The sequence below is a fragment of the Sphingopyxis italica genome (assembly GCF_011926545.1).
GTDB lineage: Bacteria > Pseudomonadota > Alphaproteobacteria > Sphingomonadales > Sphingomonadaceae > Sphingopyxis > Sphingopyxis italica.
This window is the reverse complement of record NZ_JAATIT010000004.1, coordinates 514,474-537,795: the sequence shown is the minus strand read 5'-3', so window position 1 is coordinate 537,795 and position 23,322 is coordinate 514,474. Positions and strand designations below refer to the sequence as shown.

The window sequence follows — 23,322 nt, the reverse complement described above, 5'->3', positions numbered from 1 at the left end:
GGATTAGCAAGCGAAGCAGGCACGAATGATTGATTATCCGTCATATTGAGAAGGTAACTATGATCGCGATTGACCGCAATGTCCGCAACCGGTCGAAAGCCGCCGTCCTCAAAGCCCCCACATCTCCTTTTACATCGCTGTCAGTAGCAGCTAGCCTCGCTCTCCCCAGCAGGAGCAACCCGTCATGCCCGCCAAACCCGACAGCCTCGACCGCCTCGTCCAGCTCCTGTTGCTCGTCGCCGCGGTTACGACGATCGCCAACGGCGCCTTCATGCTCGCAAAACCGCTCGACTGGTATGTCTTCGTCCCCACGGTCGTCACGACCGGCCCGCCCAACGCGCATTTCATCCGCGACATCGGGCTCGCCTATCTGGGTTCGGGGCTGATCCTCCTCTATGCGACCGCCGATCCCGCCCGCCGCTGGCGCGCGGCATTCGTCGGCGGGCTGTGGCTGACCTTGCACGGCCTGCTCCACATCTATGAGGTCGCCGCCGGGATTTGCGGCCCCGCGACCTTTTGGGCCGACGCCCCCGCGGTGCTCGGCCAGCCCGCGCTTGTCATCGCGGCGCTCGCGATCCTGAAACTTCGCGCGCGCATTTGACAGCGCGCGCGTGCGCCGACACAGCACCGCCATGACCCTTTCGATCCGCCCCGCCACCCCCGCCGACCTGCCGCTGATCGCGCAGTTCATCCGCGACCTCGCCGAATATGAAAAACTGTCGCACGAAGTCCGCTTCGACGAAGCCAGGCTCGGCGAAAATCTGTTCGGCGCGCGTCCCTATGCCGAGGTCGTGATCGGCGAGATCGACGGCGCGGCGCAGGGCTTCGCGCTCTTCTTCCACAATTTTTCGACCTTCGAAGGGCGCCCCGGCCTCTATCTCGAGGATCTGTTCGTGCGCCCCGAAGCACGCGGCTCGGGGCTCGGCAAGGCGCTGCTCGCGCATCTCGCCCAGCTCTGCGTGGCACGCGACTGCGCGCGGCTCGAATGGTCGGTGCTCGACTGGAACGCCCCGTCGATCGGCTTCTATCAGAGCCTCGGCGCCAAGCTGATGGACGAATGGACCGTGATGCGCGTCGACGGGGATGCGCTGACGAAGCTGGCGTCCTCCTGAACATTCGTCACCCCGGACTTGATCCGGGGCCCATGACGCCGCGGCTGAAATGGATGCAGGATCAAGTCCGGCATGACGCAAGAGGGGCTGGCGTCCCCCTCTCGGCCTCCGCCGCTCCATCGGCCAGCTCGGCATATGCGCGTCGGCCAGCATACAACCCGGATCGATTGGATTTGTAGTCGTTTGCTATTTCTTCCGCGCGAACCAGACCAGCACCACGCCCACCACCGCAAGGATGACGCCATTGCGCGTCCATACCGTGTCGCCGAGCATGAAGCTCTCCGCCGGCCAGCGCACAATGTCGAGCCCCTGCAGCGCCCACAGCCCGCCGACGAGGATCATCGCCACCCCGACGATCGCCAAAATGCCTTTCAAAGCGCCCATCACACCCTCCCCGTCTTGGGCTGCAATCCGATCAGCGGCCGCAGCCAGCCGATGCTGCGCCCGATCGCATAGAAAAGCCAGCATCCAAGCGCGGTCGTGATCAGCAGGATGTGGAAGGAGGCGAGCGGCCCCACCCCAGCCACCAGCAACCCATAGCCGACGAGCACGATCACCGTCTGGTGAATGATGTAAAAGGGAAACACCGCCTCGGCGAGCATCGCGCGCTTCGGATGATCGCGGTTCCACCAGCGGTCGGCGATCCCGACCAGCGCGACGATCGCCGCCCAACCCTGCACCAGCCGCACCGCCATGAACCAGGTGACGACCCCCACCGGCGGCGGCCCTTCGCCCGGCGCCGCCCAGATCGCCCAGGCGACGTAGCCATAGGCCGCGACCGCGAGCACCGCCGCCACGGGCCAGCAGCGCGCCACCGCCATGAACAGCACCGGCCGCACGCGCAGCAGCCAGCCGATGAAGAAGGGCACCAGATAGTGAAGATGGTTCGGTCCGTCGTCGAACAGCGCATGGGTCTCGGGGGAGCCGGGAAAGGCGAACAGGATCGCCATCCACGCCGCGAGCGGCATCACCAGCATCCCCCACCCACCGAGCAGCCGCGCCGCCGCATCGGCGATTCGCGCCCGCGCCGCGTCGGGTATCAGTAGGAGCAGCAGCACCGCGAGCAACGTATAAACAAACAGATAGACGACGAACCACAGATGCTGCCACGTCGGCAGCACGATCCCGTCGACCGTCCCGAAGCGGAAATAGTCGCGGGTCCAGAAATGGAAAAAGCTCCCCGCATAACCATGCTGGGTGACAAGCTCGATCCACGGCTGCACCGGGATCACGACGATCATCCCAACGACGAGCGGGATCAGCAGCCGCGCGGCGCGCGAGCGCAGGAACGCCCCCGGCGTGCCCAGCTTCGCGAACAGCGCCGCGCTCGCATAGCCCGAGACGAGAAACAGCAACGGCAGCCGCCAGCTGTTCGTCGCCATCATCGGGATCTGCACCCAATCCATCGGCTGCGGGGTTTTGACGTGCCAGCCCCACGGCACGAAAAACATGCCGATATGATAGAGGATCAGCAGCGCGAAGGCGCCGATCCGCAGCCAGTCCATTCCATAATGTCGCGTCTTGTCCATCGCGGCGAATCTCCTTTGCCGGTTGAGGCCGCAGCCGCTAATCGGAAGGACGGCCGGCGGGCGATCCCGGCGGGACGAGATGCGGAGCCGGTGTGACGGACGAAGAGGTGCGAGGGACGAACGGCGGCGGTGCCGGGACGAGCGGATTGAGCGCCCGCGCGCTCACCGCGCTGCTGCTGGCGGCGATTTTCCTCTTCGGCCTCGTCCGTATCACCGCCAATGTCTATTCCTACATCGCCGACCGCGAGGGCGCGGGCCTCGCAACCTCGCCGGCGATCGCCTGGATGCTCGAGGGCAGCAGCCTCATCGCCTGGGCGGTGATGATGATCCCGTGCTGGTTCGCGGTCCGGCGCATCCGCCCGCCGCGCGTCCCCCTGCCCGCCGCGATCGCGATCCACGCGCTGCTCGCGATCCCCGTCTCGCTCGGTCATATCGCGCTGATGGTCGCCTTTCGCACGATACTGTGGTGGACGATGGGGCTCGATTATCATTTCACCTCGCCCGACGGATCCCCGATCCTCTATGAATTCCGCAAGGATCTCTCGGCCTATGTCGAGCTCGTCTTCATCCTCTTCCTCGTCCAGTGGCTCGTCGCGCGCTACGCCGCGCCGCCCGCGGCAGCACCGCCCCGCGCGACGCTCGCGGTCGGCGACGGGGCGGTCACGCACCACCTGCCGATCGACGAGATCGAGCATGTCGGGGCGGCGGGAAATTATGTCGAGATCGCATGGCGCGGCGAGCGCCTGCTCCACCGCGCAACGCTGTTGGGGATCGAGGCCGACCTCGGCCCCGCCTTCGCCCGCATCCACCGGAGCCGCCTCGTCCGCAAGGGCGCGGTGCGCCGCGTCGTCACCCACAAGAGCGGCGACTTCGACGTCGAAATGGACAGCGGCGACACGCTGCGCGGCAGCCGGCGGTACCGGGGGAATCTCGAGGGGTGATAAGCCCCCACGTCCCAACTCTTCGTCATCCCGGACTTGATCCGGGATCCAGACAACGCCGCCGCAATGAATCCCGGATCAAGCCGGGGATGACGACTGTGGGTGACTTACCCCACCACCCGCCACGCCAACTCCGCGAACTCGCAGAGCAACGGCCGCGTATCCCTTGGGTCGATAATATCCTCGACCCCGAATTGCTCCGCGGTGCGGAAAGGCGAGCGCACGCGGTTCAATCGCTCGCGAATCGCCTCCAGATGCGCCGCCGGGTCGTCGGCCGCCTCAAGCTCGCTCTTGTACGCGACCTCGACCCCGCCCTCGATCGGCAGGCTGCCCCAGTCGCCCGACGGCCAGGCGAAGCGATACTGGAAGCGCTCGGCGTTCGACATAGCACTCCCCGCGATCCCGTAGGCGCGCCGCACCACCACGCTCGCGAGCGGCACCGTCGCGCGGTAGATCGCGTTCATCGCCTGCACCCCGTACCGGATCGTCCCCGTCCGCTCGGCCTCGCCGCCGATCATAAAGCCCGGATTGTCGACGAGGTGGACGATCGGCAGGCGGAACTGGTCGGCCATCTTCACGAACCGCTCGGCCTTCTCGCTCGTCTTCGCGTCCCACGATCCGCCGAGATAGGAGGGATCGCTCGCGAGCACCGCGACCGGCCAGCCGTCCAATCGTGCGAACGCGGTAATCACCGCCCGCCCCCAGCGCGCGCCCATCTCAAAGAAACTGCCGGAATCGAACACCGCGCCGGTGATCCGCCGCATCGAATAGACCTGCTTCGCCTCACGCGGCACGACCGACAGCAAGGCCTCCTCGCGGCGATCGACCGGATCGCTGCATTCGGTGCGGTGCGCGCGGTCGTGGATCGACGACGGCAGATAGGACAGGAACCGCCGCGCCGCCGCGAACGCTTCGGCTTCGCTCGCGACCTCGTCGTCGACGACGCCGTTGCGCGTATGGACGTCGCTGCCGCCCAGCTCCTCGCGGTCGAGCGTGTCGCCGATCGCCGCCGCGACCGCCGGCCCCGCCGCGAACAGCTGCGACAGCCCGCGCACCATGATGCTGTAATGGCTCGCGACGACGCGCGCCGCGCCGAGCCCCGCGGTCGGCCCGAGCGCGAGCGCGACGACCGGGACCGTGTCGAGGTTCGCGATAATCTCGTCCCAGCCGGGCACATGCGGGATATAGGTATAGCCCATATCCTCGAGCGACTTGACCGACCCGCCGCCGCCGGTGCCGTCGATCATGCGGATCAGCGGCAGGCGATATTCATGCGCCATCGCCTCGCACTGGATGAATTTGCGGTGCAGCGCCGCGTCGGCCGCGCCGCCGCGCACGGTGAAATCATCGGCCGAGGCGACCACCGGCCGCCCGTCGATATTCGCGCGGCCAAAGATGAAATTGCTCGCCGCCAGATCTTCCAGCTCGCCATCGGCGCCATAACGCCCGCGCCCCGCGATCTTGCCGATCTCGCGAAAGCTGCCTTCGTCGACGATCCCCGCGAGCCGCGCCCGCGCATCCATCTTGCCGCGACTATGCTGCCGCGCGACCTTTTCCTCGCCGCCCATCTTCTCGGCCATCACGCGGCGCTGCCCAAGTTCGCCCACTTCTTTTTCCCAGCTCATCGGCGAAGGCTATCTTACGTTGACGGAAACGTCATGCAAAACCTATCGTCGTGCCATGAGCCGCCCGATCGCCCTCGCCCTCACCGCCGCGTGTTTCGCGCTCGCCCCCGCGGCCGCCAGCGAGAAACGCACGATCCCGGGCGTCGAGGACGCTTATAAGACCGGCGCCTTCATCGCCGATCCGATGCCCGCGATCGACGCCGCGCTCGCGCGAGCGAGACAGTCGGGCAAGCCCGTGCTGCTCGTGATGGGCGCGAACGAATGCCACGACAGCGCGTGGCTCGCCAACCTCCTCGCCACCGACCGCTTCGCCCCCGTCCGCGACCGCTACGCGATCGTCTATGCCGACATCGGCATGCCGCATGTGAAGGGCTTGGGTCGCAATCCCGACGTGCCCAAACGCTTCGGCTTCCGCATCAAGGGCACGCCGACGGTCGCGATCCTCGACGCCGAAGGCACCGTCCTCAACCGCAAGGCCGCCCCCAAATGGCGCAACGCCGCAAGCCGCAGCGACGACGACATCTATGATGAATTGATGGATTAGGGAGAGAGATATGGTCGACACGAACCTTGCGGGGCGCGTCGCGCTCGTCACCGGCGCCTCGCGCGGCATCGGCCGCGGCATCGCGATCGGTCTCGCCGAAGCGGGCGCCGACGTCGCGGTCAATTACACCCGCGGCGAGGAAGCCGCCGCCGAAACCGTCGCCGCGATCGAGGCGCTCGGCCGCAAGGCGAAGGCCTATCAGGCGTCGGTCACCGACGAGGCCGCCTGCGCCGCTATGGTCGCCGCGGTCGAGGCCGATTTCGGTCCGCTGTCGATCCTGATCAACAACGCCGGCATCGCCAGCCGCGGGCTGTCGGTGGCCGACACCAGCCCCGAGGAAGTCGACAAGCTCTTCGCCGTCCACGCCGCCGGACCGCATCGCTTGTCACGCCTCGCGCTGCCGCAGCTCCGCAGCCACGCCCGCAGCGACATCATCGTGATCTCGAGCATCGCGACCTATACCCATTCGCCGAACGGCGCGCCCTACACGATGGCGAAGGCGGCGGGCGAAGCCCTCGCGCTCACGCTTGCGAAGGAGGAGATGCGAAACGGCGTCCGCGTCAACATTGTCGCCCCCTCGCTGACCGTCAGCGACATGGGCGAACGCCTCGCGCGCGCGATCACCGGCAACGACGACATCCACCACCTCGACGCCAAAATGCCCTTCGGCCGCGTCGCCGTCCCCGCCGATGTCGCCGCGGCGGTGGCCTGGTTCGTCTCGGATGCCAATTCCTATTGCTCGGGCCAGAAACTCAACATCGACGGCGCCGGTCAGGCGACGTTTCGGTAAGGTGAACCCGCCCGGTTTCGGCCGATTGCGGCCGTGCCGCATTAATCTTCGTCATCCCCGCGAAAGCGGGGACCCAGCGAGCCGACGCCGCAACTGGGTTCCCGCTTTCGCGGGAAGGACGAAGATTAGAAATGGCAACTCACCACCTCCAAACGGCCATTCCAACCAAACGCGCGATCAAAGCATCATTCTCCGCTAGAGCGACCCCATGCGCCCCGATTCGCCCTCGCCCGTCATCCCCTTCCTGATCGCCTGCGCGGGGATCGCGACCTATTCGGCGATGGACGTGCTGATGAAGGGGCTGTCGATCGACATCGGCGCCTATAACGCCGTGCTCTGGCGCACCGGCGCCGGCACGCTGCTGAGCGGCCTCCTCTATTTCGCGAGCCGGCCCAAATGGCCCGGCCGGGCGACGCTCCGGATTCACGCCTGGCGCTCGCTGTTTGTCGCGGGGATGGCGCTCTGCTTCTTCTGGGCGCTCGCGCGGCTGCCGATCGCCGAGGCTATCGCGCTCGCCTTCGTCGCGCCTTTGATGGCGCTCTACATGGCCGCGATCTTTCTCGGCGAAAAGATCGGCCCGCGTTCGATCGCCGCCTCGCTGCTCGGGCTTGCAGGCGTGATCGTCATCGTCGCGGGCAAGCTCGGCGGCGATTATTCGGACGAAGCCCTGTGGGCGGTCGGCGCGGTGTTCCTCTCGGCGATCTTCTACGCCTATAACCTCATCCTCGCGCGGCGACAGGCGAAGATGGCCGAGCCGATGGAGATCGCCTTCTTCCAGAATTTCTTCGTCGCCGCGATCCTCGCGCTGGGGGCGCCATGGTTCCTCGCCATCCCCGCCGCGGCCCAGACCCCGAACATCGTCGGCGCCGCGATCCTCGCGACCAGTTCGCTGCTGCTGCTAAGCTGGGCCTACGCCCGCGCCGAGACGCAGATCCTCGCGACCACCGAATATACGGGCTTCCTCTGGGCGATGCTCTTCGGCTGGTATTTCTACGGCGAGCCGGTGACGCTCCCGACCTTCATCGGCGCGCTACTGATCGTCGCCGCCTGCCTGATCGTCGCGCGCAAGGCCCCGCACGGCGATCCGGTGGATCCAGCGGCGGCTTAGAAAAAATATCTCACACAAAGGCGCAAAGGCGCGAAGAAGATCTCATTTAAACTTCGTTCGTGCTGAGCTTGTCGAAGCACTGTTCTTCTTTGGCGCTGCAAGAAAGAACGGCCCTTCAACAAGCTCAGGGCGAACGGGTTTTGAGGTATCTTCTTCGTGTCTTCGCGTCTTTGCGCGAAACAAATTCACACCGCGGCGCGCGAAAGCCGGTCGTTGATCGCCGCGCCCAGCCCCTCCATCGGAATCGCCGCCACCGCGATCTTCGCCTTCGCGCTCGCCGCCCCCGCGTGCAGCGCGTCGAACAGCCGTGCCGCGGCCTCGGTCAAATCGCCCGCCGCGCTCAGATCATAATCGCCCGCGACCGCCCCGAACCCGATCGCATATTCGTCCTCGGCAAAATCCACCGCCCCCAGCCGCACCGGCTTGCCCGGCGCATAATGGCTCGCGAGCATTCCCGGCGCGACGACGTCGGCGCCCTGACGCCCGGTCACCGGCAGCCCGCTCGCGGCCGCCAGCATCTCCGCCGTCACCGGCCCCGGCCGCAGTATCTCGACCGCGCCATCCTTGACCCGCGCGATCGTCGATTCGACCCCCGCGCTCGTCGGCCCATCGTCGATCACCAGCACGATCCGCCCGTCGAGGCTCGCCAGCACATGTTCCGCCTTGGTCGGGCTCACTCGCCCGCTCGCATTGGCGCTCGGGGCCGCGAGCGGCGCGCCGGTTGCCGCGAGCAGCGCCTGCATCGCGCGGTGCCCCGGCACGCGCAGCGCGATCGTGTCGAGCCCCGCCGTCGCGATGCTCGCCACCGGGCAGTCGGCCGACCGCGGCACCACCAGGGTCAGCGGTCCCGGCCAGAAGCGCGCCGCCAGCGACCGCTCGACCGCACCGAACACCCCCAGCCGCTCGGCGGCGTCGAGGTCCGGCACATGAACGATCAGCGGATTGAAATCGGGCCGCCCTTTCGCGGCATAGATGCGCGCGACCGCTTGCGGATCGCGCGCATCGGCGGCGAGGCCGTAGACTGTCTCGGTCGGCACCGCGACCGGCTCGCCCGCTGCGATCAGCGTCTTCGCCTCGGCGATAGCTGCGCTATCGAACGGAAGTATAATTGTGGACTTTGAGGCTTCGGCCATGCCGCGCTATAGCGCCCGCGCAACGATATTCACCAGCAAAGTGCCCAACCCATGTCTTACACGCCGCCCACGACCGAACAGCTCTTCGTCCTCAATCATATCGCACGCATCGACGCGATGGCGCAGCACGAGCGTTTCGCCGCCGCGACCCCCGACATGGTCGAGGCGATCGTCACCGGCATCGGCGAGTTCGCCGCCGACGTCTACGCGCCGCTCAACCGCATCGGCGATACCCAAAACCCCAAGTGGCAGGACGGCAAGGTCACCATGCCCCCGGGCTTCAAGCAGGCCTACAAACAGTTCGTCGAGGCGGGCTGGGGCAGTATCGACGGCCCCGGCGCCTATGGCGGACAGGACCTGCCCTTCACCCTCGCGACGGTGGTGATCGAGGCGCTCGGCAGCGCGAACATGGGCTTTTCGCTGTGCAGCATCCTCACCCCCGGCGCGATCCACGCGCTGATGGCCTATGGCACCGAGGAACAGCGGCAGACCTGGCTACCGAAGCTGGTCACCGGCGAGTGGAACGGCACGATGAACCTGACCGAGCCCGCCGCGGGCAGCGACGTCGGCGCGCTGCGCTCGACCGCGGAGAAGGTCACCGAAGGCCCGAACGCGGGCCTCTACAGGATCAAGGGGCAGAAAATCTTCATCACCTTCGGCGAGCATGACCTCTCCGACAATATCGTCCATCTCGTCCTCGCGCGCACCCCGGGCGCAAGCGAGGGAACGCGCGGCATCTCGCTCTTCCTCGTCCCCAAATACCGCCTGGACGCGGACGGCAAGCCGACGATTTCGAACGGCGTCCACTGCGCCTCGATCGAGCACAAGCTCGGCATCCACGGCTCGCCGACCGCGGTGATGGTCTATGGCGAGGATGAAGACTGCCTCGGCGAGATCGTCGGCGACGAAATGGGCGGCATGCGCGCGATGTTCGTGATGATGAACAATGCGCGGCTGATGATCGGCTGCCAAGGCATCCAGATCGGCGAACGCGCGACGCAGCAGGCGCAGCGCTTCGCCGCCGAACGCGTCCAGTCGGCGCTCGCGGGCTCGCCCGACCGCACCCCCGTCACCATCGACCGGCACCCCGACGTCCGCCGCATGCTGTGGCGAATGCGCGCGCAGACCGAGGCCGCGCGCGCGCTCACTTACTATGCCGCGGCGCAGATCGACTTCGGCAAACTCGGTGACGAGGCGGCCGCGATGCGCGCTGACATCCTCATCCCGCTGGTCAAGGCGCACGCCACCGACATCGGCTGCGAGGTCGCGAGCCTCGGCGTGCAGGTGCACGGCGGCATGGGCTTCATCGAGGAAACCGGCGCCGCGCAGCATTATCGCGACGCGCGCATCGCCCCGATCTACGAAGGCACCAACGGCATCCAGGCCGCCGATCTCGTCGGGCGCAAGCTCGGCATGGCGGGGGGCGATCTCGTTCGCGGCCTGATCGACGATATCGCGCACGGCGCCGCGGATTTCCCCGAATTGCAGCAGCTCGTCGACGCGTGCCGCGCGGTCACCGACTGGATGGTCAATGCGAACACCGGCGACCGGCTCGCGGGCAGCTACCCCTATCTCACCATGCTCGCGACGGCGACCTGCGGCTGGCTGATGGCGATCCAGCACAAGGCGGCGCGCGCCGCGCTCGACGAGGAGCACGGCGACCGCGCCTTCCTCGAGGCGAAGATCGTCTCGACGCGCTTCTACCTTCAGCAGATCGTCCCCGCGGCGACCGGGCTGGCGGCGTCGGCGCTCGCCGGCGACGCGGCGCTCGAACCGCTGCCGGCGATCGCCTGAAACCTCCGGAATCCTGCGCCGGACGCGTCACGGCGCGACGCGGGATTTCATTCATAATTAACGCGATGATAACCATCTGGCACTAGATGCGGACCGGCAATTGCTGGAGACGTGCGTGCCCTTCCCGGTCAAAAGTCTGATCATCAGCTGGCGAACGATCGCCTTCTCGCTGCTGCTCAGCATCGCGGCGGGGTTGTCGGCGATCACCGAACCGATCGACCGTATCATCGAGGCCGCGGTGGGCAGCGTCGCCTGGCGGCCGGTGTCGGGCGACACCGTTGTCGTCGGCCTCGACGACAGGACAATGCAGGCCGTCGAAAACAAGGATTTCGACGTCTCGCATCACGCTCAATTGATCAGCGCGGTCGACGCGTCGCCCGCCAAGCGGCTTTTCGTCGATTTTTCCTATGAACGCCGCCTCAAAGACCGCGACTTTCCCCAGCTGGTAAATGCCGTTCGGGATATGGGTCGACGGATCGTGCTCGCCGTACCGGGAAGCAGCACGACGGGCACCACCGCTGTGGTCGATTACTGGCCCGACCCCGCGTTCGGCACCCGCGCGCAACAAGCCTGTATCTGCTGGGAATATGAATTCTGGCAGGTGTGGAAAGTGCCTCTCGCGGTTTCGGCGAATGGTCGCTTGTTGCCCAGTTTCTCCGCCAAACTGGCCGACCGGCAACCCGCCCGGCCGGAAATTTTTGCTCTCGACCTTTCCTATGACACCGACACGATCAAACAATATAGCGCGATCGATGTGATGACGGGAAAGCTCGACCCCGAACTCCTGCGCGGCAAGGATGTGATCTTCGCATTCACCGCCGCCGCATCGCCGGACAAACATTATCTGCCCGGCCACGACAAGCTGCCTGGTGCCTATATTCACCTGATCGCGGGCGAGGCGCTCAAGCGCGGCGATCCCGTCGACATCGGCTGGCTCCCGGCTCTTGCGATCACCTCGATCATCCTGATCGGCGCGCTGACGTGGCAAAGCGGACGCTGGTATTCGCGTGTCGCGCTGGTCACGACGCTGCTGCTTGTCGCGGCCAAGGTTGCTTTGGGCTTGTCGCTCATAGCGACCCAGATCGGCGGCGCCTGCTTCCTGATGGCGGCGGTCAGCGCCAATGTTTCGCGCACCCGCCGCCGCCGCTCGGCGCAGCGTGAAAACCCGGTGTCGGGCTTGCCGAATTTCGAAGCCCTGCGCTCGCAGGCGGCATTCGGCAGCGCGACGGTCGTCGCTGCCAAGGTCGTCAATTTCGAGGATCTCGCCGCCTTCATCCCCGGCGACGGCATCGCCAAGCTCGTCGAACAGGTCACCCGCCGCCTCCAGCTCGCCTCGCAGGGCACGACGCTCCATCACGATCTCGACGGCACCTTCGCATGGCTTGTGCCCTATTATCAGCACAGCCAGATCGAGGGGCAGCTCGCCGGCCTCGCGGCGCTGTTCAACGCGCCGCTGACGATCGGCGAACTGCGCGTCGACGTCGCGATCGCCTTCGGGGTCAACGACGAATTCGAAGGCTCGAACGCGCAGCGCCTCGCCGCCGCGCTCGTCGCCGCCGAACGCGCGATCCGCACGCGGTCGCTGTGGACCAAATATACCTCGCGCCAAAAGGAAGACGCGGGCTGGCAATTGAGCTTCCACTCGCAGCTCGAAGACGCGCTGACCGGCGGCGACATCTGGGTCGCCTTCCAGCCGCAATATGCCATCGCGACGAACAAGCTCGTCGGGGTCGAGGCGCTTGCGCGCTGGACGCACCCGACGCGCGGGCCGATCCCGCCCGACGAATTCATCGTCCAGGCCGAAAAGAGCCAGGACATCTATCGCCTCACGCTGTTCGTAATGGATCAGGCGATCCGCTCGGCGGCGCAGCTGCGCGAGCGCGGCCTCCACATCAACATGTCGGTCAACCTCTCGGCGAGCCTGCTCGACCACAGCGATCTCGTCGGCACGATCCGCGTGATGCTGACCGCGCATCACCTGCCGCCCGAGATTTTGACGATCGAGATCACCGAAACCGCGCAGATCGAAAACAGCCGCCAGGCGCGCCAGACGCTCGCGCAGCTGCGCCGCACCGGCATCCGCCTGTCGATCGACGATTATGGCACCGGCCAGTCGAACCTCGAATATCTGACCGAGATCGAAGCCGACGAGATCAAGATCGACAAGCGATTCGTGATGACGATGCGCGATTCGCAGCGGAACCTCGAAGTGGTCAAATCGACGATCGATCTTGCGCATCGCCTCGGCGCCGTCGCGGTCGCCGAAGGCATCGAAGATGCCGAAACCATGGCGCTGCTCGTTGGCCTCGGCTGCGATGTCGGCCAGGGCTATCATCTTGGAAAACCGCAATTGTTTTCCGAACTGACCGCGACCCTCAGCGCCCATCCTCAAAACCGCATCGCATAACTGCCAAACTGGCGGCAATGCTTATAGTTAAGACTCGATTTACCTTACTAATTAAGGTATATGCTCCGTTAACTGTTCCTCGTGGGCAGTCTAAACAGGAGATTTGTCATGGGTTGGTTTTGGCGATTCCTGGGTGGCGGCGGCTCCGGCAACGGTGGCGCACAGGCCTGACCTGGAAACATTAGAGTTAGAGAAAGGGCCTCGGCATTGTCGAGGCCCTTTCTTTTTGTCCGGCACCGATTTCGCGCGCCGGGCGAAACCGTACGGACCCCGCATCGCATTTTTCCGCAGCCGTGAACGCGCCACGGCAAGCCCCTCTTCCCGACCGAAAAATTCCGATCGTGACGGGTATCCGTCGTTTCGCCCCGCAAAGCCGCGGAATGCCTTGCCCGCGCGCGTGGAAACGTCCATCGGCAGCGACGAGACGAATCAAATTATCGACGAGTTGAGTCTTCAACCTGTCATTTACCGTCTTGCATCGCCGCGCCGACGTGGCACTATAGGTGGTGGTTCAACCACGGGGGCACCCCAAGAAATAGTATTCGGCTGCAAGTGGCGGATTTCCGTCGTCCATCGCATATGGACGCGGAAAAACCCTTTCTGCGCCCAAAAAAGTGCCCCGCGGACGGGTTTTAGATGCTAGGATCGGGGCTTCGTCCCGAGTCGAACAAGACAGGAACAAGCGCACCCATGTGCGCGATCGGAACGGGGACGAATGCGATGGATTTTCGGGAAAGCGAACGAGTGGAGACGAGCGACGTGGCGACGATGGAACTGGCGAAGAATGACGCTCCGGTGACGCCCGAATCGACGGGCGAATCGGCTCCCGATTCGGCGCCCGCAGCAAAGCTCAATGACGGCAGCGAGCCCAAGGTTCACGCGCGCCGCTTCTCCATCGCGACCGACGCGAGCCGTGACGCGCTGCTCACCGATTTCGGCAAGGAAACGCTGCAGGACCGCTATCTCCTCCCCGGCGAATCATACCAGGATCTCTTCGCGCGCGTCGCCGACGCCTATGCCGACGATCAGGATCACGCCCAGCGCCTCTACGATTATATCTCGAAGCTGTGGTTCATGCCCGCCACCCCCGTGCTCTCGAACGGCGGCACCGGCCGCGGCCTGCCGATCAGCTGCTACCTCAACTCGGTCGACGACAGCCTTGAGGGCATCGTCGGCACGTGGAACGAGAATGTCTGGCTCGCCAGCCGCGGCGGCGGCATCGGCACCTATTGGGGCGCGGTGCGCGGCATCGGCGAACCCGTCGGTTTGAACGGCAAGACCAGCGGCATCATCCCCTTCGTCCGCGTGATGGACAGCCTCACCCTCGCGATTTCGCAGGGCAGCCTCCGCCGCGGCTCGGCCGCCTGCTACCTCGACGTCTCGCACCCCGAGATCGAGGAGTTCCTCGAGGTCCGCAAACCCTCGGGCGACTTCAACCGCAAGGCATTGAACCTCCACCACGGCGTCCTCATCACCGACGAGTTCATGGAAGCCGTCCGCGACGGCAGTGAATTCAACCTCCGCTCGCCGAAGGACCAGAGCGTCCGCGGCACCGTCGACGCGCGCAGCCTGTTCCAGAAGCTCGTCGAAACGCGCCTCGCGACGGGCGAGCCCTATATCATCTTCATCGATCAGGTGAACCGCATGATGCCCAAGCATCACCGCGACCTGGGGCTCAAGGTCACCACCTCGAACCTCTGCTCGGAAATCACGCTGCCCACCGGCCGCGACCATCTCGGCAACGATCGCACCGCGGTCTGCTGCCTCTCGTCGCTCAATCTCGAAACCTGGGACGAGTGGAACGGCGACAAGGTCTTCATCGAGGACGTCATGCGCATGCTCGATAACGTCCTCCAGGATTATATCGACCGCGCCCCGCCCGAAATGGCGCGCGCCAAATATAGCGCGAGCCGCGAACGCTCGGTCGGCCTCGGCGTCATGGGCTTCCACAGCTTCCTGCAGGCGCGCGGCCTGCCGTTCGAGGGCGCGATGGCGAAATCGTCGAACCTGCGCGTCTTCAAGCATATCCGCGCGCAGGTCGATCAGGCGTCGATGCTGCTCGCCAACGAGCGCGGCCCCTGCCCCGACGCCGCCGATCAGGGCGTGATGGAGCGTTTCAGCTGCAAGATGGCGATCGCGCCGACCGCGTCGATTTCGATCATCTGCGGCGGCACCAGCGCGTGCATCGAGCCGATCCCGGCGAACATCTATACGCACAAGACGCTGTCGGGCAGCTTCTCGATCCGCAACCCGCACCTCGAGGCGCTGCTCGTCGACAAGGCGAAGAACAGCGACAATATCTGGAACTCGATCCTCGAAAAGGGCGGCAGCGTCCAGCACCTCGACTTCCTGACGCAGGACGAGAAGGACTGCTACAAGACGAGCTTCGAGATCGACCAGCGCTGGCTGCTCGAACTCGCCGCCGACCGCACGCCCTACATCGACCAGGCGGCCTCGCTGAACCTGTTCATCCCGGCGGACGTCGAGAAATGGGATCTGCTCATGCTCCACTATCGCGCGTGGGAACTCGGCATCAAATCGCTCTATTACCTGCGGTCCAAGTCGGTGCAGCGCGCCGGCTTCGCGGGCGGGGTCGAAGCCGACAACACGCCCGAGGCCGCGAAGTTCGAACTGAGCGCCGAAAGCACCGATTACGACGAGTGCCTGGCCTGCCAATAAGGCGGCACTCCCCCTTCCTGTCATTCCCGCGAAAGCGGGAACCCAGGGCGGGGTTACGCAGCACCGGGTCCCCGCTTTCGCGGGGATGACAAAATAAAAACCGAGGATAGCCCGCCATGCCCCTTCTAGAAGCCCGCAAGACCTACAAGCCCTTCGAATATCCCTGGGCGTTCGATTTCTGGAAGCGCCAGCAGCAGATCCACTGGGTTCCCGAGGAAGTGCCGCTGGGCGAAGATTGCCGCGACTGGGCGCAAAAGATCAGCGACCATGAGCGCAATCTGCTCACCCAGATTTTCCGCTTCTTCACCCAGGCCGATATCGAGGTGCAGGATTGCTACCACGACAAATATGGCCGCGTGTTCAAGCCGACCGAGATCAAGATGATGCTGACCGCGTTCAGCAACATGGAAACCGTGCATATCGCGGCGTACAGCCACCTGCTCGACACGATCGGCATGCCCGAAAGCGAGTATGGCATGTTCCTCGAATATGACGAGATGCGCGCCAAGCACGACTATATGCAGCAGTTCGGCGTCGACAATGACGAGGATATCGCGCGCACGCTCGCGATGTTCGGCGGCTTTACCGAAGGCTTGCAGCTTTTCGCCAGCTTCGCGATGCTGATGAACTTCCCGCGCTTCAACAAGATGAAGGGCATGGGCCAGATCGTCAGCTGGTCGATCCGCGACGAAAGCCTCCACTGCGAAGGCATCATCAAGCTGTTCCACACCTTCACCAAGGAACGCGGCTGCCTGACCAAGGCGGTGAAGGAAGACATCATCGACACCTGCCAGAAAACGGTGCGGCTCGAGGATGCGTTCATCGACCTCGCGTTCGAACAGGGCCCCGTCCCCGGCATGACGCCCAAGGAAATCAAGCGCTACATCCGCTACATCGCCGACTGGCGCCTCGGGCAGCTCGGTTTCCAGCCGATCTACATGATCGACGAACACCCGCTCCCCTGGCTCGCCCCGCTGCTGAACGGCGTCGAGCACGCCAACTTCTTCGAAACGCGCGCGACCGAGTACAGCAAGGGCGCGACGCGCGGCGACTGGAACACGGTGTGGACCAGCTTCGACAGCCGCAAGAAGGCCAAGACCAGCGAAGACGCCGCCCCCGCGGGCGACGCCGAAAACGACGGCGAGGACATGTTCGCGAAAGCCGGCATCGCCGCCGAGTAAGCGACAAACCAAAACCCCTCCCGCCTGCGGGAGGGGCAGCGAAACTTGCGGGCTCGGCCCGCTAGTTACAGCGGGGAGGGCCAAGCGCCCTACCCCCAACCAAGACCAAGAAGTCAGAGGCCAAAATGACCGAAGAGAAAAAACAAAAACTCCTGATCCTCAGCCAGCCGCAGCGCACGTCGCTCGAAGGCCTGTCAAACCGCCGCCCCCAACTCCCCACCGACCCGATCCGCGACGAACTCGTCACGCTGGGCCTCGTGGTCAAACAGGGCGCCAAATGGGCCTTGACCCCGACGGGCAAGAAGGTGCTCGCGGCGAACTCGAACCGGCGGAACTCGGGCGGGTTTTCGGTTTAAGGTGAGCAAGAATGGTTAAAGTTGTATCTCTTTATAATCATAAAGGTGGCGTGTCTAAAACGACATCAACTTTCAATTTGGCCCATAAACTTCGCGACAGAGGGCATAAGGTCCTAGTTGTTGATGCAGATCCTCAATGCAACATGACCGAGTTGATGCTCGCCCAGCGCATCACCGAACTGGATGCGCAATCAGAAGAGACGGGCGAGGAGTATCAACTGGAAGGGACGACCCTTCTTCAGGCCCTGAAGCCACGCATTGAAGGTACTACTTCAGAGATAGATATTGATGCCGTCGAACTAATTGAAACCAAGGAGAATTTATTTCTTCTACGTGGGGACGTTGGGCTAAGCGACATTGAGGATGCGCTCTCAGAAGCTCACAGCCAACGATTCTCCGATAAGATTCATGAAAAGCGAACTTACGTTGCGATAGGAGACTTCTTTGAGAGAATCTCGCAGAAGCTCGGTTTCAATTTTATTCTGATTGACGTTGGGCCGAGCTCGGGAGCGATTACCCGAGCTTGCTTCCTATCATGCGATGGTTTCTTTGTTCCAACCGTGCCAGATCGTTTTAATGTGCAGGCATTGGGCACGCTATCAGCGATTTTCGATCGATGGCTCAAAGAACATAGTCAGATTGTAGACGACTTCAAAACTCTTGGACTACCCGTACGACCAGGTCGGCCAAAGTTTCTTGGAATGATCGTCCAGAATTTTAAGAAACTTAGCGGAGTACCCAAGAAAGGTTACAAATTTTGGATGGACAAGCTCCCAGTTCAATTTGCGGAAAAACTCAAACCGGTTCTTGAAAAATATTCAATTCCTGATGATGATCTGACGTTTGGTTACAATGGATCAAATTGCGCGGTTGCCGCAATTCCTGATTTTGTTAGCCTTGCCCCGTTAATGCAAGAACTTGGAAAGCCGGTTTTTGGAATCGAGCAAGCAGATTCAAAAGCTATTGGCCCTCAATGGCAGGGCAATGTCTGGATCGACAAGGTCGAAAGAATGAACGAATTCAGCACTGAATTTGACAGACTGGCTGAGATAGCAGAAAAAATCTGAACATGCCGCTTAATTACTATTTTCTTTCATTTATCGATATTCTCGGTTTTTCGGAAATGGTTAGATCAGACTGCCACTCCGGCAATTCCGGGCCGACATATCTTCCCATTATACAAGAAGCCCTTTCTGAAGCTCGAAAAATTGAACTGTCCGAAAGCCAAAAGCTGGTTCAATTTTCGGATTCAATCATAGTATCACGTCCGTATAATCCAGATATAGGTGCATTCAAAGAATTTATTGAATCAATATCCCTTCTTCAATGCCTACTTTTCCGTAAGGGAATACTTTGCAGAGGAGGAGTGGCTCACGGAAAACATTCGGAAGACAGCGATATAATATTTAGTCAAGCGCTTGTTGAGGCATATAGAATTGAAAATAGCATTGCACAATTTCCAAGAGTCGTAATATCTGATGATCTCTTGAATCTATTTTCGCCAGCAGGACTACCTTTAGCAACAGATACAGACGGACTAACTTTCGTAAACTATCTTCTAAGTATCAATGAAAATGAAATAAGTGAACTTTTATCAAATGCACTAGAGGCTACAAAGAGCGGTGGCGCTCGGGTTGCAGCAAAAGGCCGATGGCTCGTAGATTACTGCCGGTCTGTTTTTCCAGACATTGATTCGGAAGCCCCTAAAACCATGGCTTTTCATCACTAATGCATTGGGATTCGAACCCCAAATTGTTACGCCTGCCTACCAATTCGCCCTTAGTCTTTCCGCTTCGACACCAATTTCGATACACTGACCCCGCGGCACCCCCAAATCCTATTTCGCACACCCCGCCGCCGAAACCCCCTTTCCTACATTATCCGGCTATGCTCCAAACTGCCGGATGAGCCACATCGCCCCCATCCCCTCGCGCGGCGCCCGCCGCCGCAGCCGATGTCACCCCCGCGCTCGACGCCCACGGCCACGACCCCGCCGCTTACGACTGGGTGCCGGTGCTGAAAAAGCGCCGCAAGGACGGCTGGTCGCCCGACCGGCAGCGCGCCTTTATCGAGGCGCTGACCGACTGCGGTTCGGTCGCATCCGCCGCGCGCGCCGTCGGCATGTCCGAATCCTCCGCCTATCGCCTGCGCCGGTCGCCGGGGCGGAAGCGTTCGACCGCGCCTGGTCGGCGGCGATCGACGCGGCATCGAAGAAATTGCTCGACGCCGCCTTCGAACGCGCGCTCGTCGGCACCGACGAGCCGGTGTTCGACCGCGACGGCAACCGCGTCGGCCGACGCCTGCGCCAGAGCGATCGGTTGCTGATGTTCCTGCTGCGCGCCTATGGCCCCGACTGTTTCCGCGATGCCGCGGCCCGCGCCACCGCGCCCGCGGTCACCCCGGTGGCCGAGGCGCTGGCCCACCTGCACCCCGCACCGCCCGCCACACCGGCCGCGCTGATGGCGCCCGACGATCTGGCGGTCGCGCTCGAGGTGGCGCTGCCGCACTGGTATCGCGACGAGCCGGGCGAAGCGGTCCCGCTATCCCCGGCGATGCCGATGCACGATGAAGACAAGGCTGAACTTCGCTGAACTTTGAGACCACCAGAGCGACCCCGCGCCCCTCAATGCACCGTAACCGGCCGCATCACACCACCCACCCGCGCCACCGCGAACATCACCCCGTCGCGCACCACCTCGGGCGGGTCTTCGAGCATATAGAGCTTCACCAGCTCGCGCGTGACCTCGCTGTCGTCGTCGACGACCAGCCGTAGCGATTCCAGCCCGATATTGCCGCGCGCCACCACGACGCCGCGCACCAGCGCGAGCGGCCAGCGCGCGCTCGCGCCGCGATAGAGCGTCACCCCGTCGTGGCGCAGATAATCGCCGCGCCGCCGCCACATGCCGAAAACATAGACCCACACCATCAGCACCGCCACGATGCCGAGCAGCAGCAGCGGCTGCGCGAAGACGATATAGCGCAGCGCATCGAGCGGATCGCCGCCCCACTCCAGCCGCGCCACCAGCACGCCGAGCAGCACCGCGCAGGCGAACTGCCACCCCACCAGCGGCGCCGCGCGCAGCCGCGCCACCACCACCATTTTCCGGTCCCTGTCCGTCATCGCCGCCTAGATAGGCGGTGCGAGCGCGCCGCGCCAGTCCGCCGGACTTGCGGGCGAGCGATGCGATGCGGCCGATCCCTTGTCGCGCTTTGCCGGCTTGGTGGGCGGACATAAGATCCTCCCTGTCGCGTAGCGATGGGGAGGTGGCAGCGCGCAGCGCTGACGGAGGGGCTATAACGCCGCCCCTCCACCATCTCCCCCTCCCCACGGCTTCGCCGCAGGGAGGATCGGCCTGAACCGCATACCGCCCGCCCGCCGGGGTCAAGCGCCCTCGCCGCGCGGCGAAACGTCCCCCGCCGCCGCGCCGCCATGCTATGCTCCACCCGAAAGGAGAAAGCCCATGCAGGCCGTGACCGAAGGCGACCGCCGCAAGGAGGTGCGCATCCTCCTCGGCCAGATCCAGGCGCATCCTGAACGCGACTGGGCCGAAGCGCGCCGCCGCATCGCGACGCTCAATAAGCTGATCGCCGCCCCGCCCCGCCCGCGCGCGCACTAGGCTCAGGACCCCAGCCCCGCCACTCGTCGCCCGCGAGCGACGATCCGTCGCATTCGCCCGCCGCGTCATGCAACGAGCGGACATCGCGGCGGTTTCTCCGGCGAAGGCATCGGCGTCGCTCCTCACCCCCCCCCGGGGGCGACGCCGATGCCGACCCGATAGGAGAGAGAGATGCGCAAGCCCCCCGCTCTTGGCCCGCTGGCCCTTCTGGCCGCCGCCCCCGCCCTTCTCGCCGCAACCCCCGCACTGGCTCAGGCCATTTCCGCGCCCGTCTCCGCGCCGGCCCCCGCGTCTTCATTGGGCAGCGACGGCGTCGCGAACGTCAATCTCGTCGGACAGGTCGGCCTCGGCGGCAATGCCGCCGTTCAGGACGCGCCCGACCCCGTCGGGGCCACCGTCGATCAAGCCGATGCCGCGGTGCAGAAAAGCGTCGATGCCGCCAACCTCACGCTTGCCACGCGCGAACAGGTGCGCGCCGGCGCCGAGCTTTACGGCACCGACGGCCAGAGCGTCGGCACGGTGCAGAGCGTCGAGGGCGACACCGCAGTCGTCGTCCGCGGTGGCAAGCTTTACAATGTGCCGCTCGCCGAAATCTATCATGGCGCGGTGGGTGCCACCCATGGCCTCGTCACCAAGCTGTCGAGCGCCGAGATTCAGGCGCGCACGACCGCCGAGGTCGAATCGCGCTAACCCGACAAGCCGCGGCGACCTCCCTATCGGGAGACGTTGCCGCGCGCTGGGGGAGCCGGGCGCGCCTGGCTCCCCACCTGACGGAAATTAAGAGACCGCATCGCGTCCGCGATCGGGGAGGGTGCCGAATGCCGGCTCCCTCTCGCCGTTTCAGCTACCCGGAAATTCCGCTCCCGCGGTCACGTCGATCGCGCTCTCGCCGCCCGTCGGAATGACCGTGCGCCCGAACCAGACGAAGCGCGCGGTGGGCCGGGTCAGGTCGTTGTCGTATCGCGCCGCGACCGCCGCCGGATCATAGCCCATCCAGATCAGCGTCGCGGGGAAAATCTGACTCGCCGAATGTCCCGCACGCGGCGCCGCGGCATAGCGCGCCGCCGCCGCGCCGGGCAGGAAAGCGAGCAGCGGCACGCGAAATTCGTCGGCCACCGCCTCGCGGCTGCAATGCGGCAGCGCGCCTGGGGTCAGATTCTGCCCATGGTCCGAGGTATAGACGATCGCCACCGTCTCGCGGTCGATCCCCGCGAGCAGCCGCTCGAAAAAGTGCCGCTTCGACCAGCCGAGCGCGGTGTCATATTGCAGGCGCACCGGGCTGTCCGCCGCGATGGCGCCCGCCGGATAATGGTCGCGATACTGGAAATGCACCCCGCGCAGCACCGCGTAGGTGAAGCTGCGGCCGCCGCCCTTCATCGACGCGTTCAGCGTATCGGCGATCTTCAGGTCGGCATCGATCCCGCCGACCATCGGGCGATATTCGTCGATCAGCGCGCGCTCGGGCGGCAGCATCAGATTCTGCGGCGCCCCGGACGTCTGCCCGTCGATCAGCAACGTCCGATACCCCGCCATCTTCGCATAGGCCCAGATCGACGGCGTCGTGCGGAGGTCGCTCGCCGCCGACACCCGCCGCACATCGACCCCCGACCGCAGCGCGACCTGCGCCGGCGCGCTGCAATGCCCCATCGCCGCCGCGATCCCGAAGTCGCTATGCGCGACGCCCGCCAGCTTTGGTGCGATCAGCCGGCGGAACGGCGCTGCGGCGACGCTCTCGTCGATCACCCAGACGATATGCCGCGGCGTGCCCACGCGCGCATCGGGTTTCAGCGTCACCGGCGCGCGCGCCGGCGGCGGCGCTGCGGCGACAAGGTCCCAGCCCAGCCCGTAAAGGTTGCGCTCGGCCGCCTCGGGCCAAACGGGGGCGTGGCGATAGATCAGGCCCGGCAGGATAAGGAAGATCAGAAGCGTCGCGGCGGTCGCACGCCCCCACGGCATCCTTACCGCCCTCCGCGCCACCATCCGCGCCGTCCCGAACAGCGCCAGCGCCGCCGCGACCTGCGCCGCGACCCACAGGAAATCGGCGCCGAACTCGCCCGCGGCATTGCCCGCCTGCCCCGTCTCGGCGAGCATCCACGCGAGCGATCCGGCGTCGAGCAGCGCGCCGACGATCTGGCTATATCCGATGTTGATCAGGATCGAGCCGCCCGCCAGCGTCAGCAGCGCCGCCGCCCAGCGGCGCGGGAACAGGAACAGCGCCGCCAACATTATCGCCGCCTGAAACGCCAGGAACAGGAGCGCGGTCAGCGCGCTTTGCGGATCGCCCGCGGCTAGGCGATAGGCGATGCCTTGCGTCAGCTGAAACCGGTTCGCGACGGCATATCCGGCGCCGAACAACAGCATCGCGGCGATCAACCGCCACAGCGTGCCGCGCGGCCTCTTCTCTCGTCCCCCCCGTTCCATGGGAAGACCCTAAAACCAAGTCGTTGCAAATTCCCATATGAAAATGGCCCGCCCCAGGGGAGGGGGCGGGCCAGTTCGGTGCCGG

23 protein-coding genes are annotated in these 23,322 nt (G+C 64.6%); 16 read left to right on the top strand and 7 right to left on the bottom strand.

Going from position 1 to position 23,322, the window contains the following annotated elements; translation table 11 throughout:
• The first annotated feature begins 184 nt into the window (after nt 1-184).
• Together GGR90_RS17000 and GGR90_RS16995 are read left to right on the top strand one after the other, a co-directional pair.
• Nucleotides 185-601: a hypothetical protein gene (locus GGR90_RS17000; RefSeq protein ID WP_209023818.1), complete on the top strand. Its 417-nt coding sequence runs from the start codon at nt 185-187 to the stop codon at nt 599-601.
• Nucleotides 602-632: 31 nt separating this feature from the next.
• Complete coding sequence (locus tag GGR90_RS16995) at nt 633-1,112, top strand: GNAT family N-acetyltransferase (RefSeq protein WP_167922559.1); 480 nt, start codon at nt 633-635, stop codon at nt 1,110-1,112.
• A 186-nt stretch (nt 1,113-1,298) separates the two neighbouring features.
• On the opposite strand, the gene GGR90_RS16990 is transcribed toward GGR90_RS16995, so the two are convergent.
• Together GGR90_RS16990 and GGR90_RS16985 are read right to left on the bottom strand one after the other, a co-directional pair.
• Complete coding sequence (locus tag GGR90_RS16990; RefSeq protein ID WP_167922558.1) at nt 1,299-1,496, bottom strand: hypothetical protein; 198 nt, start codon at nt 1,494-1,496, stop codon at nt 1,299-1,301.
• Nucleotides 1,496-2,641: an acyltransferase family protein gene (locus tag GGR90_RS16985; protein ID WP_167922557.1), complete on the bottom strand. Its 1,146-nt coding sequence runs from the start codon at nt 2,639-2,641 to the stop codon at nt 1,496-1,498. Before GGR90_RS16985 ends, GGR90_RS16990 begins: the two co-directional genes overlap by 1 nt.
• A 92-nt stretch (nt 2,642-2,733) precedes the next feature.
• Here GGR90_RS16985 and GGR90_RS19715 point away from each other — a divergent pair, with 92 nt between their 5' ends.
• Entirely contained in the window at nt 2,734-3,582 is an 849-nt protein-coding gene (locus GGR90_RS19715; protein ID WP_167922556.1) for a LytTR family transcriptional regulator DNA-binding domain-containing protein, read from the top strand.
• 107 nt (nt 3,583-3,689) lie between these two features.
• Here the strand turns inward: GGR90_RS19715 and GGR90_RS16975 are convergent, their stop codons facing one another.
• Entirely contained in the window at nt 3,690-5,207 is a 1,518-nt protein-coding gene (locus GGR90_RS16975; RefSeq protein ID WP_167922555.1) for an acyl-CoA carboxylase subunit beta, read from the bottom strand.
• Between the two features lie 55 nt (nt 5,208-5,262).
• Here GGR90_RS16975 and GGR90_RS16970 point away from each other — a divergent pair, with 55 nt between their 5' ends.
• The 3 genes from GGR90_RS16970 to GGR90_RS16960 all read left to right on the top strand — a co-directional run bounded on the left by GGR90_RS16970 (nt 5,263) and on the right by GGR90_RS16960 (nt 7,649).
• Nucleotides 5,263-5,751: a thioredoxin family protein gene (locus tag GGR90_RS16970; protein ID WP_167922554.1), complete on the top strand. Its 489-nt coding sequence runs from the start codon at nt 5,263-5,265 to the stop codon at nt 5,749-5,751.
• 10 nt (nt 5,752-5,761) lie between these two features.
• The gene (locus GGR90_RS16965) at nt 5,762-6,541 is read left to right on the top strand and encodes an SDR family NAD(P)-dependent oxidoreductase (protein WP_167922553.1); all 780 of its coding nucleotides are present in this window, start codon (nt 5,762-5,764) and stop codon (nt 6,539-6,541) included.
• Between the two features lie 208 nt (nt 6,542-6,749).
• Nucleotides 6,750-7,649, top strand: a complete 900-nt coding sequence (locus GGR90_RS16960; RefSeq protein WP_167922552.1) for a DMT family transporter — start codon at nt 6,750-6,752, stop codon at nt 7,647-7,649.
• Between the two features lie 185 nt (nt 7,650-7,834).
• Here the strand turns inward: GGR90_RS16960 and GGR90_RS16955 are convergent, their stop codons facing one another.
• A complete protein-coding gene (locus GGR90_RS16955; protein WP_167922551.1) occupies nt 7,835-8,782 on the bottom strand; it encodes an L-threonylcarbamoyladenylate synthase in 948 nt (315 codons plus the stop codon).
• Between the two features lie 51 nt (nt 8,783-8,833).
• Between GGR90_RS16955 and GGR90_RS16950 the strand changes: the two genes are divergently transcribed.
• The 7 genes from GGR90_RS16950 (at nt 8,834) to GGR90_RS16920 (ending at nt 18,928) form a co-directional block, all read left to right on the top strand.
• Entirely contained in the window at nt 8,834-10,576 is a 1,743-nt protein-coding gene (locus tag GGR90_RS16950; RefSeq protein WP_167922550.1) for an acyl-CoA dehydrogenase family protein, read from the top strand.
• Between the two features lie 115 nt (nt 10,577-10,691).
• The gene (locus tag GGR90_RS16945; protein ID WP_167922549.1) at nt 10,692-12,983 is read left to right on the top strand and encodes an EAL domain-containing protein; all 2,292 of its coding nucleotides are present in this window, start codon (nt 10,692-10,694) and stop codon (nt 12,981-12,983) included.
• Between the two features lie 720 nt (nt 12,984-13,703).
• Complete coding sequence (locus GGR90_RS16940) at nt 13,704-15,662, top strand: ribonucleoside-diphosphate reductase subunit alpha (protein ID WP_167922548.1); 1,959 nt, start codon at nt 13,704-13,706, stop codon at nt 15,660-15,662.
• A 116-nt stretch (nt 15,663-15,778) separates the two neighbouring features.
• Entirely contained in the window at nt 15,779-16,843 is a 1,065-nt protein-coding gene (locus GGR90_RS16935; RefSeq protein WP_167922547.1) for a ribonucleotide-diphosphate reductase subunit beta, read from the top strand.
• A gap of 125 nt (nt 16,844-16,968) precedes the next feature.
• Entirely contained in the window at nt 16,969-17,199 is a 231-nt protein-coding gene (locus tag GGR90_RS16930) for a hypothetical protein (RefSeq protein ID WP_167922546.1), read from the top strand.
• 11 nt (nt 17,200-17,210) lie between these two features.
• The gene (locus GGR90_RS16925) at nt 17,211-18,266 is read left to right on the top strand and encodes a ParA family protein (RefSeq protein ID WP_167922545.1); all 1,056 of its coding nucleotides are present in this window, start codon (nt 17,211-17,213) and stop codon (nt 18,264-18,266) included.
• Between the two features lie 2 nt (nt 18,267-18,268).
• Nucleotides 18,269-18,928 (top strand): hypothetical protein, encoded by a 660-nt coding sequence (locus GGR90_RS16920; protein WP_167922544.1) that lies wholly within the window; start codon nt 18,269-18,271, stop codon nt 18,926-18,928.
• Between the two features lie 268 nt (nt 18,929-19,196).
• Here GGR90_RS16920 and GGR90_RS19665 read toward each other — a convergent pair whose 3' ends face one another.
• Nucleotides 19,197-19,322, bottom strand: a complete 126-nt coding sequence (locus GGR90_RS19665; RefSeq protein ID WP_280740902.1) for a hypothetical protein — start codon at nt 19,320-19,322, stop codon at nt 19,197-19,199.
• Nucleotides 19,323-19,415: 93 nt separating this feature from the next.
• Between GGR90_RS19665 and GGR90_RS16915 the strand changes: the two genes are divergently transcribed.
• Nucleotides 19,416-19,790, top strand: coding sequence for a hypothetical protein (locus GGR90_RS16915; RefSeq protein ID WP_167922543.1), 375 nt, complete (start codon nt 19,416-19,418; stop codon nt 19,788-19,790).
• A gap of 32 nt (nt 19,791-19,822) precedes the next feature.
• Here the strand turns inward: GGR90_RS16915 and GGR90_RS16910 are convergent, their stop codons facing one another.
• Entirely contained in the window at nt 19,823-20,320 is a 498-nt protein-coding gene (locus GGR90_RS16910; protein ID WP_167922542.1) for a hypothetical protein, read from the bottom strand.
• A 340-nt stretch (nt 20,321-20,660) separates the two neighbouring features.
• Between GGR90_RS16910 and GGR90_RS16905 the strand changes: the two genes are divergently transcribed.
• Both GGR90_RS16905 and GGR90_RS16900 read left to right on the top strand, forming a co-directional pair.
• Entirely contained in the window at nt 20,661-20,816 is a 156-nt protein-coding gene (locus GGR90_RS16905) for a hypothetical protein (RefSeq protein WP_167922541.1), read from the top strand.
• Nucleotides 20,817-20,987: 171 nt separating this feature from the next.
• Nucleotides 20,988-21,506, top strand: a complete 519-nt coding sequence (locus GGR90_RS16900) for a hypothetical protein (RefSeq protein ID WP_167922540.1) — start codon at nt 20,988-20,990, stop codon at nt 21,504-21,506.
• Nucleotides 21,507-21,656: 150 nt separating this feature from the next.
• Here GGR90_RS16900 and GGR90_RS16895 read toward each other — a convergent pair whose 3' ends face one another.
• Nucleotides 21,657-23,237, bottom strand: a complete 1,581-nt coding sequence (locus GGR90_RS16895) for a sulfatase-like hydrolase/transferase (RefSeq protein ID WP_167922539.1) — start codon at nt 23,235-23,237, stop codon at nt 21,657-21,659.
• Nucleotides 23,238-23,322 lie beyond the last annotated feature (85 nt).

Coding starts and splice junctions, on each gene's coding strand:
- GGR90_RS16950 (WP_167922550.1), top strand. CDS start 8,834: ATGTCTTACACGCCGCCCACGACCGAACAGCTCTTCGTCCTCAATCAT.
- GGR90_RS16955 (WP_167922551.1), bottom strand. CDS start 8,782: ATGGCCGAAGCCTCAAAGTCCACAATTATACTTCCGTTCGATAGCGCA.
- GGR90_RS17000 (WP_209023818.1), top strand. CDS start 185: ATGCCCGCCAAACCCGACAGCCTCGACCGCCTCGTCCAGCTCCTGTTG.
- GGR90_RS16965 (WP_167922553.1), top strand. CDS start 5,762: ATGGTCGACACGAACCTTGCGGGGCGCGTCGCGCTCGTCACCGGCGCC.
- GGR90_RS16970 (WP_167922554.1), top strand. CDS start 5,263: ATGAGCCGCCCGATCGCCCTCGCCCTCACCGCCGCGTGTTTCGCGCTC.
- GGR90_RS19665 (WP_280740902.1), bottom strand. CDS start 19,322: ATGCCGACGGCGCGCGCGGCGGATGCGACCGAACCGCAGTCGGTCAGC.
- GGR90_RS16985 (WP_167922557.1), bottom strand. CDS start 2,641: ATGGACAAGACGCGACATTATGGAATGGACTGGCTGCGGATCGGCGCC.
- GGR90_RS16960 (WP_167922552.1), top strand. CDS start 6,750: ATGCGCCCCGATTCGCCCTCGCCCGTCATCCCCTTCCTGATCGCCTGC.
- GGR90_RS16995 (WP_167922559.1), top strand. CDS start 633: ATGACCCTTTCGATCCGCCCCGCCACCCCCGCCGACCTGCCGCTGATC.
- GGR90_RS16895 (WP_167922539.1), bottom strand. CDS start 23,237: ATGGAACGGGGGGGACGAGAGAAGAGGCCGCGCGGCACGCTGTGGCGG.
- GGR90_RS16925 (WP_167922545.1), top strand. CDS start 17,211: ATGGTTAAAGTTGTATCTCTTTATAATCATAAAGGTGGCGTGTCTAAA.
- GGR90_RS16900 (WP_167922540.1), top strand. CDS start 20,988: ATGCGCAAGCCCCCCGCTCTTGGCCCGCTGGCCCTTCTGGCCGCCGCC.
- GGR90_RS16935 (WP_167922547.1), top strand. CDS start 15,779: ATGCCCCTTCTAGAAGCCCGCAAGACCTACAAGCCCTTCGAATATCCC.
- GGR90_RS16930 (WP_167922546.1), top strand. CDS start 16,969: ATGACCGAAGAGAAAAAACAAAAACTCCTGATCCTCAGCCAGCCGCAG.
- GGR90_RS16920 (WP_167922544.1), top strand. CDS start 18,269: ATGCCGCTTAATTACTATTTTCTTTCATTTATCGATATTCTCGGTTTT.
- GGR90_RS16990 (WP_167922558.1), bottom strand. CDS start 1,496: ATGGGCGCTTTGAAAGGCATTTTGGCGATCGTCGGGGTGGCGATGATC.
- GGR90_RS16905 (WP_167922541.1), top strand. CDS start 20,661: ATGCAGGCCGTGACCGAAGGCGACCGCCGCAAGGAGGTGCGCATCCTC.
- GGR90_RS16910 (WP_167922542.1), bottom strand. CDS start 20,320: ATGACGGACAGGGACCGGAAAATGGTGGTGGTGGCGCGGCTGCGCGCG.
- GGR90_RS16940 (WP_167922548.1), top strand. CDS start 13,704: ATGGATTTTCGGGAAAGCGAACGAGTGGAGACGAGCGACGTGGCGACG.
- GGR90_RS16975 (WP_167922555.1), bottom strand. CDS start 5,207: ATGAGCTGGGAAAAAGAAGTGGGCGAACTTGGGCAGCGCCGCGTGATG.